The following is a 14,417-nucleotide window of genomic DNA, read 5'->3' as shown; positions in this document are numbered from 1 at the left end:
CAAAGCATAATAAGGAAGTGGACAACGGCAGGCACTGAAAACCATAGGGGTCAACCGTTCAACACTCCTGCCACAACTGCATTACTGAAGGTTTTTGTTATCAAGCCCACAGTAGATATATGCCATAAGACAGCTGCTTTTTGGATATATATATGCTTTGAACGTTAAGCAGAAGTACCCGGTGCATAAAAATAAGTTAAAAACTATAGATAAAAAGTTTTGTGACTTACGTATAAACGTTTGTATGTTCAGGTAGTGGTGTATGAATAACTATGTTGAACAGGAACGCCTATAGGAGAATCTGAAATCTCTAGTGGAGTCTTCAGAATAAACTAAAAAAGCGGGTTTTTAGAAGTTAGTAGTACTAAGTAGATTTTCATAAATTACTTTATATACTTTGGCATTTTTTTCATTTTTTACCTACAAATTATTTCAATAACTATTTAAGTATAGCTATTATTTATTACTATCTTTTGGATGCCCAATTTCCTCACTCTAGTAAGATTTACATTCCCGATCTTAACTGTTATTATATTTATGAAATAGAAATTCCATCTGACGTAATGAGGTAAGTAATGGCGATTAAATTGAAAGTTCCGAATATTAAAGGTGATGAGTGCGCCAAGAAAATAACTAAATCTATTTTGACTATGGAATCTGATGCCAAAGTAGATGTGGACGTCAATGCAAAAACTGTAACTGTAGATACTGCGGCTTCTGAAGAGACAATTAAACAGATAGTTCAATCTGCTGGTTATACAATAGAAGGCTATTAATTACATTTCTAAATTTCTGAGAAGATTTAGATCAAGTAATTTAGCTAGCACTATTGCTTATACCAATTCTTTGTGAAACTCCACAAAATCAGGCTTGGTAAGACAAGGGGCTTAAGCCCCTTGTTCTATACAACCTCATAGATAATTGGTATTAGCCATATATTCGCCCGGTTTCCGGGTGGAATATTATTAATTACTCTACTTCGGACACGCTTGAAATACTTGTCTTTCTGCCTGAGTTATAAGCTGTAACAGATACAGCTAAAGACAGTAAGATTTTGAAAGTATAGCTGTATATTTGTTTGCTCTGACAAAACTGTTAAATTTTCCAGTACTCCTTTTCAAGAACGAATTAACATCGGGTCATAAATTTGACATTCCTGAACCCCATAATTGCCCAGAATCAAGTTAACCTGCTCAAGCTCATTGTCTGTACCACTAACGATGAGTATGTAATTGCCTTGAGCAATTTGCTCGTTGTAAAAGCGTGCCCACTCATCTCCTATTCCTAGCCTCATAGCGTCAAAGCGCTCACTTAAATTAACATCTATTGACCCAATCAATTGAGAAAAGTCTTTGCTAATTAAGGAAATCTGGTTTGCTGGAAAACCTGCGACATACATATCATTAATTGCCGCTTCAGTATTATCTATATTATCAAAGTAACTAATAGCATACTTGGTCAAAATCCCACTTTTATTAGGAAGAGTAGTAGCAGAAGTTGTCATGGTCAGATAATTTGTAGGTAATTGCTCATTGTTGAAATGCTCGTAAATGCCAAACTCTTCAATACCCCAACGCTGTAGAATTGCTTCTACTGTAGCAATTTCCAAAGATGTACAATCCACGATTATTAAATAATGTCCATACTCTACTCGCTTGTTATATGCTCTTGCTTGTTCTTCCGATATTCCCCAACCAACTAATGCACCAGCAAAAGTTCCAGTAGCAGCACCAATACTTGCGCCAACAAGGGTTGTAACCAAAGCAGTTGCGGCTGCCCCAGCCAGCATTATTGGCCCAACTCCAGGGATTGCTAAAGTACCAAGACCTACTAATAAACCAGTCAGCCCACCAACAGCGCCCCCTGAAAGCCCTCCTACTGTTGCACCTTCGTCGGCTTTATCACCAGTGCGCTCTTTAATTTGATCATCGGCAATCTGATTATTGCGGTCTACATTCTGTAGAACTACAGATACTTTTTCCATCGCCAAGCCAGAATCTCTCAACTCATATAGTGCCTGTTCTGCATCTCGACGATGAGTAAATACGCCTACAGCACGTTGATATTGACTTAAAACCATTATTACTCCTTGATAACAGAGGAAAATTAATTCCCTACAAATCTAGTTTTTCATTATCTGTAATCTTAAATACAACTTTATTTAATCCAAAACCATCCTAAGTAATAAAACTCATTACAGACGCTGTAATCACTACCCCTCTAACCCAATACGGTTCAGTTAAGTACTACTGGTAAAAATTTTTGGTTTTGGAGACGCGATAAATCGCCGTCTCTACAAGTGTTTTGGTCTTATCTAAACTGTATTGCCCTCTAACCCGGATTTCTAACCTGTGAAAAATCCAGGTAAAAACCCCCCTCAGCGTCAGCAGGGCGGGGTAGTTTATGAAAACCCGACCAACGCAACGGATTTTTTACAAGAAAGAATCTGTTGATCGCGTTTAGCCATTTGTAAAAAATCAGTTAAGATTACGTCTATCTACTTTGAGAGTTCTGGCATGAAAAGAATCTGGTTTTCGCCAATGCTATCCAATGCAGGTGTAGACGAGCGATTGACTACTTTGCCCAGAATTGACATTTCTTGAACCAAGCGGTCAAATTTATCAGGGGTGAGAGATTGGGGGCCATCGGATAAAGCCTTCGTTGGATTGGGATGAACTTCAATCATTAAGGCATCTGTACCAGCTGCCTTGGCAGCCATTGCCATAGATGGAACATATTCAGACCTACCCGTACCGTGACTGGGATCAATCATAATCGGTAAATGGGTAAGCGATCGCAAAAGCCGCTTTGAGAGATTTCCTCGTTCCCAGCCTCCGGCTGGGAATGCCATAGGGAGGCTCTGCCTCCTTAATTTAATTAGGTTTTCAACTTTATCGAAGCCCATTATCATCAAGGAATTACTTTGTGTGATGTGGCTCTTGCAGTTGGTTACTCTCCTGGTTACTTAACTAACCGAGTAGCAAAGCAGACAGGAGAGACTGTAAACTGCTGGATTGTCAAACGCATTGGGCTATCAGGATGTGTCTCATTATCTCCCGCCAGTTTCGCCAACATCACGGTTTACCTCCCCAGGCTTGGCGCAAAGAGCATCAACTTGGATCAGAAAAACAGGTGAAAAGGTGAAAGTGCTGAAAGCAGAAATACAGCAATTTTAAGGTATTTAGGCCACGACTGAGATGGGGAGCGGGGAGGGGGAAATAGTGTAGTTCAACAATAACAGCCTTCTTTAAACAAATAGTTGCGTAAACTCATATATTAAATCCACCCTACCCTTACGTAACATGGCTGGATCTAATCTTTCAGTAGTGTTACAAGTCATCAAAATAACTAACCGTTGCTGCATCTGAATACCAGACTCATCAATTACACTCTGATACAAAGTGCCATCCAGTAAACTCAGAATGTGTTCGGTTTTATTATTGTATTGCGCTACCTCGGAAGCACGATTTTGCGCTAGATTATCAGCTTCGTTAATAACGATACAAATACGCTCTATGTAAGTCGGTGGGACAAAGTTAGCGATCGCATCATGATCTAAAATAAAAATTACATATCCTAAAGGTACAAGAATTTCTTTTGCTACTGCCTGTGTCCAGACTGTTTTACCTGTACCTGGTTGCCCATGTACAACAACCGCTAACTGGTTTTGATTAAGAATCGCTTGCTGTACAGAATCAGTAAAGTTTTGGATATCTGCGGGAAATGTGCGAATGGCAAATTGACTGTGAACTTTGCCTACACGACTTTGATATCCACTCAGCATAACTGCTAGATCGTAAGTTGCTTTGTTAATTAGTGGCGCCAGATTTTTCGCCATTAAAGTATATTGTCGTCGTCCGCGATCGTAGGGGTCAATTTGCAACCAAACGTCATCCTTCGACCAGTAAGCATAAACAGTATTGATAACGTCTAAGCGTTCCCAGTTCACAAATTTATCTATAGGAAAATAAAAATCTCTTTCTGAATAATACTGAGTAATAATGTCGGGATTACCCAATACATGTAAAACTCGCAGTACAGTAATTTCTTGCAGTCGGTTAAGAACATAATCAATGGGAATGCTACTACGACTGACAAATTGGACGATGGGCGTTTCCGTACTCAAAACATCTTTGTAGCGATGATCTGGTGATTGAGGATCTGGCGTAATGTAATTCCAAAACTTTTCAACTTCGTAGCGGGTATTATCAGATACAATATTTAATAAATTAGCCCACCAAGCATAATTATTTCGTCCCAAAATATCAGCAACATTACTCGCTAAATTCAAACTTTTTTGAGTTAATTCGCGCGAGTCACTGGACAACAGTTGCCACAAAAACTCCCAGTCTAATTCTCGGTTAAACGGTCGCCAACCGCTAGCAAGCAAGCTTTGCCGGGTATTATTTGTAGGAGTGCCTTCATTGCTTCTAAAATAGTCAAAATCCATATTTGTCAGTTATGCAGCGTTGATCGAGTTATTTTGGGTGAAGTATGAGATTTTGAAAAAGTTTTTTCGTAATATCAACTAATTGCGTACAAATGGTAATTTTATTTCCACCGTGCTGTACCGGGAAGGAAGTCTTTTTAATCTAACTCATTCTTTATGTATTATAATATAATACATTGACAACTACCTCTGTCAACTTTTTTAACAAAGCAATTGGTAAGTGGGGGTTTACTTTTAGCTATTGATGTAGCTATGCCATTTATGCATCTCTAGATCAGGACTAATATCATGCCAGTGGAATTACGTACACCATCAAGCCTGTAGCCTCATTTTTGCCTGACGCCAAAGTTCTTCTTACGTGAATTCGACGGCTTATATAGTGTCCATCTAATTAGCTTGATATAAAAGACCCCCAAGAGATTTTACTACGTAAAACCGTCCCTCTGCGAGTCCCAGAGGCACAGATTTGAACTTTAGTTCAAGGCAGGGAGAGGTTAGTCGAACTCACGTTAAACTTTGGCTAGGGAGGGTATAGAGAAAAATCTGGCAGATAATCTACATGGAATCATGTAGCCGTTCTTGAACCCAATCAAATACCCTTAGTAGGTTAAGTTGATAATACCTTGATTATCCTGTCACGAGAGTAATAAAATATCGTTAATCAAGTCGAGTATTTGCCATTAATTTCTATATAACCCTCTGAAAGATCGCAACCCCATACAGTTGCAGAAGCTTCGCCAATATTGAGGCTAACATGAATATCTACTTTATCTTTGGACATAATTTGCCGCAACTGTTCCAGATTTTCATTAGTTAAGCTATTAGGATAAACTTTCACATTATCAAAACTGATGATAACTCGTTCTGGATTTATCTGCTGTTCATTTTCACATTTGCCTATAGCCATAGCAACTCGTCCCCAATTCGGATCTGCTCCATAGACGGCAGTTTTTACTAATGGTGAATTCACAATTGCTTTAGCTACTGTTTTAGCTTGTGCATAGTTAATCGCCGAATCTACAGTCACCTGAATAATCTTGGTAGAACCTTCTGCATCTTGGGCAATTTTCAGCACCAATTCTTGTGCAACTTCTTGCAATGCGCTGGCAAAATCTGGTTCTGAAACTTCACCGGCTATTCCATTAGCTAAAATCACGGCGGAGTCACTAGTAGAAGTGTCAGTGTCTACACTCAGACAGTTAAAAGTTTTATCTATAGTAGAGCGAAAAATAGAACGAAGGCTATTTGCAGAAATTGCAGCATCAGTAAAAAAGAAAGTTAGGAGGGTAGCCATATTAGGCTCAATCATGCCGACACCTTTGGCAATTCCTACCAGCTTGGCATTTCCTATTTGCCGTGTGGCTAATTTCGCTACTGTATCGGTGGTCATAATACCACGGGCTGCGGCATGAAAATCAGCAGCAGTCAATTTTTTCCCCAATCCTAATAAACCTGCTCGGATTTTTTCAATCGGGTAACGTCTGCCAATTACACCTGTAGAAGCTATCACAATATTATGTTCAGCAATTCCAGTTTCAGTTGCAACCAATTGCAAAACCTCTTGGGCGTCAGCGATCCCAACAGAACCATTAGCTACATTTGCATTCTTAGATATAACGACAATTCCTTGTGCTTGTGAATCTTTTAAGTTATCGCGGCTAATAGAAACACTTGGTCCAGCGAAAAGACTTTGAGTGAAGACTCCATCAGCAACACAAGGAACTGATGATTTAATAAATACAAAATCATCAGTTGTATCTCGAATTCCCAAATTAGTAATAAATGCACTAAAACCCTGAGGTGTGGAAGATATAGTTAATGACATTTTTGGAAATCTAATAATTTGCTTTAATTATCTCATTTTTGTGTAACCATGAGAAGTCACAATAATTTATAATTATGAATTATTTGGTTATTTATTTTATAATTAAAGTCAGCATTTATTGTTTACTTGCAGTTGTTAGGCTAATTTCTGTACTATAGATAAACCTAATCTCGAACCACCTTGATTCCAGATATCTGCATTGGGGAGGCGATAAAATTTCTCAAAGATTTGTGGTAACTCTGTTACCGCAATATCTGCTGAATTACTGGTAGTAATAATAGTTTTTGCGGCCGCTTCCGAGGAATTGTGACGGATAGTTAGGACAATTTTATCACCCACAGGTGTGTATTTACAGGCATTATTGAGCAATTCTACTAAGATTCGTTTCAAGCTAATGCCATCTGAGAACAGCGACAGGAGATTTGAAGGGAGATTTATCTGTAGAGTTTGCTGATGTTCTTGAAGACGAATTTTAAACGGCTCAATAACCGAAGGCAACCAGTGTTGTCAGAGCAACGCATCAGGTGTAATAATTGGATAAGATGAGCTTTCCAGCCGTTGTAAGTCTAGTAGATCGTTAATTAATCCTAGCTCGCGCTCGCGCTCGGCTTCCGTCACCTGTAGATAGCGTTAAAAATATTCCTGAAGTCTAAGGTAAGACACACCTGAAGTATGAAGTTATAAGTTCTCAAGTGAAATATTATTGTAGAGTCTTCTTAAACACAGTCTCAACCACTGGCAGTATCTGGCTGCTTAAAATTCCTAGTTTATTTGTATCCAACTAACTAAAAGCTAATGTCAATAAAGTGATAATATTTCTTGAGATGAAAATCCTATTTAACTTAGCGATCGCTTGTACTCATTCAGTAGGTGAGTGTGAATAATTTAAGGTTTGTATAGCAATCCTACCTGAGTTTGTTATAAACAAGTAAGTTTAGTCATGGGTTTACAATGATAAATTAGTAATTACCGATTATGAATTAGTTTGATTATGAGGAATTGTAAGTTGTTGTGTAAGCTTTAAATGCTTTCAATTTTTCCAAAATAAACTAGGTGAAAGACTTCTGAATGTGTCTTGTCAAAATTTACCTAATTTAGCAGTGGATTGAGTAGACAATATCGGTTTTGAAAATCAATCACAGAAATCTAGAAAAAAGGAACCATAACCATGAAGCCTATTAATTTCTCTAAAGCTGTTTTGGCTACTGTCTTTGCCATCAGTTTCGCTACTTTGTCTTTACCTCCTTCTGTTTCTGCCCAAAGCGGAGGCGGCGGAGGCTCCGGTAGTGGAGGCTCCGGTAGTGGAGGCTCCGGTAGTGGAGGCTCCAGTGGTGGCAGTACCTCCGGTAGTAGCTCAGGTACAGGCACTGGAACTACAGGTAGCGGTACAGGTACAACAGGTAGTGGTACAGGCACTGGCACAGGCACTGGAACTACAGGTACTGGTACTGGCACAGGCACTGGAACTACAGGCACTGGCACTGGAACTACAGGTACTGGCACTGGAACTACAGGTACTGGCACTGGAACTACAGGTACAGGTACAACAGGTAGCAGTACAGGCACTGGTACAGGTACAACAGGTAGCGGTACAGGCACTGGTACAACAGGTAGCGGTACAGGCGCTGGTGTAACAGGTGGTGGCACAAGCACTGGCACAACAGGTAGTGGTACAGGCACTGACACTACAGGCAGTGGTACAACAGGTAGTGGTACAGGCACTGACACTACAGGCAGTGGTACAACAGGTAGTGGTACAGGCACTGACACTACAGGTACTAATAGGAATACAGGCATCGCAGCTTCCGAAGGAACTAGCGATCGCGGTTTCGATTGGGGTTGGCTAGGTTTACTTGGTCTAGGCGGTTTATTTGGTTTTCTGCCTCGTAATCGTGATAAAATCCGGGCTTATAGCGATCCTGATGAAGTAACAGGTTCTCCTCGTTCTAAATAGTATTCACCACACTGTAAAAGACGTACAACCGACGTTTATGTAAACTTCAGGCTATTACAGCGGTTAAACCACACGCATAGGGGCACAATACATTGATATTGCGCCCCTACAATTACACGCCATTTCGCTCAAGTCGAGCTACTATCTTGCCCAATAAAGATTACATTTGCCAAAACTTGTATTTTTGTTAGCTCACGCATAAGACGTTGAGCTTGATGTTTATAAAGTTGTATTGGTAACACTCCAGGCAAATTATTCATCCATTGCCTAGCATTAGCGGAACTACATCCCGTAATCAAGACTATTTCTTCAGCACCATAGACTATAGCATTTGTAGTCAGAGCTTTTTCAATTTGCACCTGCCAAAGGCGAGGCAGCATTTCACCCCATTCAATTCGCTGCAAACTACTGCTTGTGGCTAAAACAATCAAGCGATCGCCAGCATAAAGCTTAACATCATACCAGGGCATCAAGGAATAATTGTCTCGCTGATATTTCTGGTAGAGAATCGGCACAACACTGTAGCCATAGGCTATTTCGGATAGAAGCAACCCATTCAGGGTATCGCCCTCTTCAATCTTGTATTCCGTCACCATGACTATTTGCTCGCTCAAGTGAAACAAGCTCAGAACATTTTCTCCAAAGGCAGCACAAGCAAAGACTTCCGCCGACAAAGCCGCGCCACACAGAACTTGAGCATAGGGGAACAGAGGGGCTACATTATCACTAAATTGGCGGTCTTGAGAGCGGATAATCAAGTTAGTGACGGGGTTCATTGCATGAGCCATCAAACCAATTTCCAGATTTTCCATGTTATCCTCCCCAACTAAAACGATGCTTTTGGCACGGGAGAGATTCACCTTAGTGAGTGCTTCGCTAGCATTGCCAACGATAAGGGGCATATCAGGTAAAGTGTCTTGGTGGAGAGTGGTAGTATGAATTCCTACTAACGGCTGGTTGAGTTCTTGCAAAAGAGCAGCCACTCTCTGTCCCAGCCGATTTAAGCCAATAATCACCACATGGTTGCGTTGTGGCATGGGAGGACGGGAATTGAAAAACTGGAATCTTGATGTGACAAGAGCATCAGTTACCAGTGCATATAATACTCCCACAAAAGCTTGGCCTGTCAACGTGAGTCCCAGGCTAAAGAACCGCAACCACCACGGAATATAGTCTGAGGGTTGTGATTGTGATGTAAACTCAACACCGCCAAATAAATCTCCGTATCCTCCCAAGAGCAAGACTGCTGTCGCATAGAAAGCTTCTTGCAGGCTGATGTGAGGATAATACAAGCGGTAAAGAATTATTCCAATGAGCCACAGGATGAGTACGGTAATGGCATAGATTGTTGCAATTCGCCGGATTTGATTTTGGCTTTGGTAGTAAGATTGCCAAAATTGTGCTATTTTATCCTTGAGATTATTTGCTGTGATGCCTTGAACAAGCTGTTGCCACTGCCACCTTTGGCTATAAGATTTCTGGTGTTGCTCAGATAAAGCCAGTTCGTATGCAACATCAATGTAAACGAGTGTGTCTCCTACCTGAACTTCTGCTTCTGGGTCCCACTCAAACAATTCTCTGAGTGGATCAGATAAAATAGGTGTGTGACTCAAAATGCGGCGAGTTGTGAGATTGAGTCTATGTACTGGCTTGCCATTGCACCAACTATCCTTCGCTTCTACCTGATGCTTTATTACTTGCAATAGTTGCCCTTCTAAGGTGAAATATCCAATAGCTTCAGATCCCAGAGCTGCTAAAGCAAAGGCATAAGCTGAGAGATGGGTAGGCTCAAAGGCAACAAAATTGCCTAAATTTTCATCCAAAAGTTTGTTGAAATTTTGTTTGTCAGAACGTACAATCAGGCGAACATGCGGATTAAGACGTCGTGCTGCAAATGCAGCTTCTATATTCATCCGCTCATTTCTTGTCACTAAAAGTATTGAACGACACTGCCTTATACCTGCCTGTTCTAAAACACTTGGCTGGCGGCAGTCTCCGATGATTAACTTTTCTAGTAAGCTAGGTACTTCTGGAACTTCCCAATGTTCGGGCTGCACATCGTCAATGGCGCTGACTTTAACATCGTACTCCTTTAGGACTGCAACACAATGTTGCCCTAAACTTTGGAGTCCGCATACTAAGAAAAGGTCTTGGGGTTTTTTTGGATTGCTGGTAGCAGGGAGATGCACTTTCTGTTGATTGGCAGCATTCGATACCTTGGCTCGTAGTAAGCGGCTCTAGCCCTTACTACAAACTTTTAATTATTCACGCCCACTTACTTACTCAACAAGTATAACAACATTGGGGTAAATTTGGTGACTTCTCACCCGCTTCACTTCCTACTCCCTCACGACAGCAAACTAGCAGAATTTACGTCTAAAAATAACGTTGCTTGGGGTTGTTGACGGAGAATAGAAGCCGGACAATCCGTATTTATAGCTCCTTTTAACATCTCTTTTACCACATTCGCTTTACGTTTTTCTGGAGCCAGACAGATAATTTTTTTAGCTGAACAAATTGTCGAGATGGTGACAGTAAAAGCATATTGTGGGACAGTTTCTAGATTCGGAAAGTGACCTGTGCTTACTTGTTGCTGACGGTTCACTGTATCCAGTTTCACTAGTTTCACACTGTAAGGATCTTGAAAATTTGCTACTGCTGGATCGTTAAAAGCCAAATGTCCATTTTCCCCAACACCAAGACAGCATAAGTCAATTGGTTGTGCTTGCAGTAATTTAGTGTAGCGAGCGCACTCTGCTACTGGTTGCAATGTATCACCTTCTATATAGTGAAATCTCTTAGGAATAACCAGCTTCTCTACACGTTCTCGCATATAGCGCCGGAAACTGGCAGAATGGTCAGCAGTAATTCCTAAATATTCATCTAAATGGAACAGAATAATCCGTGACCAATCTACACCACCCAATGCAATCAAAGCATCAATAAATTTGAGTTGGGAGTTACCTGTTGCTAACAATACAGCAGCTGTATCCTGTTGTGTAAGAACTTGCTGTAAATGCTTTTGCGCGATTTCTGCAACATCTTGGGCCATTTCGACTTCAGAGTTGTAAATCTGTACTAGTAAATCATCAACGCGAAAAGAGTTTGTAGCGGCTAGCATTTGCTTACATAGAAGGTTATCAATTATACGACAGTTACTTGAGAGGCTCTACCTGTCTGCCCTTACATGCCCAATCCAGTATAGATTTTAGGATTTAGCAGATTAATTTGTGACTTTTTGCGCTGTATAAAGACAAAAAACAATGTAAACTATTTAAATTAAGTTAACAATTATTTACATTTTACCCAAAAATCATGCTGGCTGCAATTCTCTTTGACCTAGACGGCACTATTGTCAACACTGACCCTATACACTACCGAGCTTGGCAGGAAATGCTGTTAAATTTCAGCATTGAAATTGACGAAACATTTTATAAATCCCAAATTAGTGGGCGGCTAAATCCAGAAATTGTCAAAGACATTCTGCCACAATTATCAGTAGTAGAAGGGGAAAAATTTGCAGACGAAAAAGAGGCGCTTTTCCGCAAACTCGCCCCGGATCTCAAACCGCTGAGTGGATTTTCTGAACTACTAGCATGGACAGATACACATCAGTTAAAACGGGCATTAGTAACTAATGCCCCTAGATTAAATGCAGAATTTATGCTAGAGGTTTTGGGAATCAAAGAAGCTTTTCACACAATTGTTTTAGCGGATGATTGTATTGCAGGTAAACCCGACCCTGCGCCCTACCAAGTTGCCCTGAGTAAGTTGGCGATTACAGCAGAAGAAGCGATCGCCTTAGAAGACTCTCCCTCTGGTATTTGGGCGGCGGTGAGCGCAGGTATCCGCACTATTGGCATCGCCTCCACCCACGATCCGCAACTTTTGCAGGAAGTCGGCGCATTTATGGCAATTCCAGATTTTACTGATTTGCAGTTGTGGACATTCCTGAACTCACTCATCGAGCCAGATTTAAGTGCGATCGCTTCATTAGTTAATAGAACCCTATAGCGAGCGATCGTTTGTATACAATACACTCTAACCTCACTTCCATTCCTCTCTCCTAAAAGGCTACCGTGTATACACAAGTCAAATTACCCCCCTTAATTCCCCCGAATATTGGGGGGAAACAGGAATCTAATTCCCTCCCCAATCCATCGGGGAGGGTTAGGGTGGGGTAAAACTGACGCGAAAAACCAGGTGAGTAAACTTATTTCAGACTTGTGTATACACCGTAGCTCCTAAAAGGAGGAGCCACTGCGTTGGGTGGCAAGCCTTGCGTGGCGTCAGAGGCTTTAAATCTTGCTCCCCTTCCCTTGCAGGGAAGGGGCTGGGGGTTAGGTCTATCTATATATATTCTGACTCCTCACTCCCAACTCCCGACTCATTTCTCAGCAAGAATCGCGTAAATTTCCCGTTTAACTTGCTCTAAAAGCTCACGGACTCGATTTATTCGCTCCATATTGCCACTGCGAGCAACCTGCACCACAACAGATGCTAATTCTGTTGCGGCATTTCGTAACTCAATAAACTCTTGGGGCTTACCTTTGACGAAACTTTTGACAGTATCCCAAGGAGAATCTGAAGTTTCTTGTTGGGCACGTTCTGCCAATAATTGTCTACCCTCATCCGTAATCGTGTAAATCCGCTTGCCACCTTCCTGTGCGCTCTTGAGATAACCACCTTCCTCCAGTAATTGAAGTGTTGGATACACTGAGCCAGGACTGAGGCGACGGAAACCACCGTAACGAGTTTCCATCTCTTTAATCAAGTCGTAACCATGACTAGGATGCTCGGATAACAATTCCAGCAGGATGAACTTGATGTCACCCCGACGAGTCCGATGTTCATCTCCCCAACCACGACCAAACATTTCATTGCCGAAGTGTTTGCCATGATCTCTACCATGATGCTTGCTATGCCCAAACCAAGACCTGACAAGCAATGAATCGTCTTCGCTAACTCCTGCCCATGCAGGTGCGCCAAAGTGTGACCGAAAGTGTCTAAACATAAATGAATCTCAAATCAACTTTCTCTAATATACGATATATCGGAATATATCGCGATATATCGAAATATAATTTTGATGAAGATTTTTGAAGTAAGCAACTGTGCCAACACCATAAGCGATGCCTGTGGTGGTCACTGAGCAGTTCGACAGGCTTACTGTGTACACTTCGCAGCGCGATGCCCTGAGCTTGCTGTTGGCGCAGCCTCTCGTAGAGAAGTGCGGGCTGCGCCAACGCAAAGCTAGTTGAAGCTGATGAATGCTCAGGAATTCAAATAGCTACTAGCTTGCACTTGTTGCACAAAAGACTCTACCCATTGCAAATATTGCAAACCGGCAACTACTGCTGTGTCGTTATGATCTGCTCCTGGAACCAACAATAGTTGCTTTGGTTCGGGAGCAACGGCATACAGTTTTTGGGTCATGAAAGAGGGTACAGTCGAATCAGCAGCGCCATGAATGAACAAAACTGGCACTTTTAAGTTTGGCAATTTTTTAATGGAATTAAACCGCTGTGTCAAGATTAAATCCACAGGAAACATCCAAAACATGTTTCGATAAGTTATTAAATCGCGGATGGAGGTAAAAGAGCTTTCCACAATCAAACCAGCGGCTTGGGGGTGTTTCAGTGCTAGGTCAATGGCGATCGCACCCCCTAGAGAATGTCCATAAAGAAAAATTTGGCTGGGTGGAATCTTTTGGTACTGCACCAAGTAATTCCAAGCTGTGACTGCATCTTCATAAACCCGCTTTTCGTTGGGAAACATACCCTCACTGCGACCATAACCCCGATAATCAATCAGCAATACCGAAAACCCTAGCTGATGAAACCGATTCGCATGAGCTATATTTGCGCCAATATTGATACCGTTTCCGTGTAAGTATAGCAACACCTTGGTATTAGGTTCCTTGGCTTGTATCCACCAACCGTGAATGTGTTCTACCTTGCCTGTTTTAACTGCTATAGGTAACCAAACTTCTTCGTAAGAGAGATTAAAAAACTCTGGTGTCTTTTCAATGACAGCAGAGGGAAAGAAAATGAACCGAGGTTGTCCAATAAAAATAAATAGAGAGATGGCACAGTAAGCGATCGCTGCAATTATCCCAGCCCAGAGTAGCAATTGGGAAAATACTTGTATTAGAAATTGCAGTTTATTAACTTTCATGCCCTAATCTT

At 41.3% G+C, this 14,417-nt stretch carries 11 protein-coding genes and 2 pseudogenes; 4 read left to right on the top strand and 9 right to left on the bottom strand.

The genetic code is table 11. The features are described from left to right. Nucleotides 1-575 precede the first annotated feature (575 nt). Nucleotides 576-776 carry a heavy-metal-associated domain-containing protein gene (locus V7K49_RS07800; RefSeq protein WP_273762902.1) on the top strand — a complete coding sequence of 67 codons (201 nt, stop codon included), beginning with the start codon at nt 576-578 and terminating at the stop codon, nt 774-776. Between the two features lie 341 nt (nt 777-1,117). Here the strand turns inward: V7K49_RS07800 and V7K49_RS07795 are convergent, their stop codons facing one another. Beyond that, entirely contained in the window at nt 1,118-2,080 is a 963-nt protein-coding gene (locus V7K49_RS07795; RefSeq protein ID WP_335205103.1) for a hypothetical protein, read from the bottom strand. A gap of 417 nt (nt 2,081-2,497) precedes the next feature. After that, a pseudogene (locus V7K49_RS07790) lies at nt 2,498-2,803 on the bottom strand (3-deoxy-7-phosphoheptulonate synthase); the annotation flags it as partial. A gap of 78 nt (nt 2,804-2,881) precedes the next feature. Here V7K49_RS07790 and V7K49_RS07785 point away from each other — a divergent pair. After that, nucleotides 2,882-3,144, top strand: a pseudogene (locus V7K49_RS07785) (helix-turn-helix domain-containing protein); the annotation flags it as partial. A gap of 103 nt (nt 3,145-3,247) precedes the next feature. On the opposite strand, the gene V7K49_RS07780 reads toward V7K49_RS07785, so the two are convergent. The 3 genes from V7K49_RS07780 to V7K49_RS07770 form a co-directional block, all read right to left on the bottom strand. Then, on the bottom strand, nt 3,248-4,450 hold the full coding sequence (locus tag V7K49_RS07780; protein ID WP_334864601.1) for an AAA family ATPase: 1,203 nt from the start codon (nt 4,448-4,450) through the stop codon (nt 3,248-3,250). A 661-nt stretch (nt 4,451-5,111) separates the two neighbouring features. Further along, nucleotides 5,112-6,275, bottom strand: coding sequence for a bifunctional glutamate N-acetyltransferase/amino-acid acetyltransferase ArgJ (gene argJ / locus V7K49_RS07775; RefSeq protein WP_335205102.1), 1,164 nt, complete (start codon nt 6,273-6,275; stop codon nt 5,112-5,114). 135 nt (nt 6,276-6,410) lie between these two features. Then, nucleotides 6,411-6,773 carry a sensor histidine kinase gene (locus V7K49_RS07770; protein WP_335205101.1) on the bottom strand — a complete coding sequence of 121 codons (363 nt, stop codon included), beginning with the start codon at nt 6,771-6,773 and terminating at the stop codon, nt 6,411-6,413. A gap of 670 nt (nt 6,774-7,443) precedes the next feature. Here V7K49_RS07770 and V7K49_RS07765 point away from each other — a divergent pair. Then, a complete protein-coding gene (locus V7K49_RS07765; protein ID WP_335205100.1) occupies nt 7,444-8,229 on the top strand; it encodes a hypothetical protein in 786 nt (261 codons plus the stop codon). Nucleotides 8,230-8,357: 128 nt separating this feature from the next. Here V7K49_RS07765 and V7K49_RS07760 read toward each other — a convergent pair whose 3' ends face one another. Further along, nucleotides 8,358-10,418 (bottom strand): potassium channel family protein, encoded by a 2,061-nt coding sequence (locus V7K49_RS07760; RefSeq protein WP_335205099.1) that lies wholly within the window; start codon nt 10,416-10,418, stop codon nt 8,358-8,360. Between the two features lie 158 nt (nt 10,419-10,576). Further along, nucleotides 10,577-11,350, bottom strand: a complete 774-nt coding sequence (locus V7K49_RS07755) for a glucosamine-6-phosphate deaminase (protein ID WP_335205098.1) — start codon at nt 11,348-11,350, stop codon at nt 10,577-10,579. A gap of 194 nt (nt 11,351-11,544) precedes the next feature. Between V7K49_RS07755 and V7K49_RS07750 the strand changes: the two genes are divergently transcribed. Then, on the top strand, nt 11,545-12,243 hold the full coding sequence (locus V7K49_RS07750) for an HAD family hydrolase (RefSeq protein WP_335205097.1): 699 nt from the start codon (nt 11,545-11,547) through the stop codon (nt 12,241-12,243). Between the two features lie 373 nt (nt 12,244-12,616). Here the strand turns inward: V7K49_RS07750 and V7K49_RS07745 are convergent, their stop codons facing one another. Beyond that, nucleotides 12,617-13,243 (bottom strand): PadR family transcriptional regulator, encoded by a 627-nt coding sequence (locus V7K49_RS07745; protein WP_334864613.1) that lies wholly within the window; start codon nt 13,241-13,243, stop codon nt 12,617-12,619. Between the two features lie 260 nt (nt 13,244-13,503). Beyond that, nucleotides 13,504-14,406, bottom strand: a complete 903-nt coding sequence (locus V7K49_RS07740; protein ID WP_335205096.1) for an alpha/beta hydrolase — start codon at nt 14,404-14,406, stop codon at nt 13,504-13,506. Between the last annotated feature and the right edge of the window lie 11 nt (nt 14,407-14,417).

The sequence above is a fragment of the Nostoc sp. genome, assembly GCF_036919675.1.
Taxonomy (GTDB): Bacteria; Cyanobacteriota; Cyanobacteriia; order Cyanobacteriales; family Nostocaceae; genus Nostoc.
The sequence above is the reverse complement of the archived record's forward strand: the minus strand, read 5'-3'. Positions and strand labels throughout refer to the sequence as shown.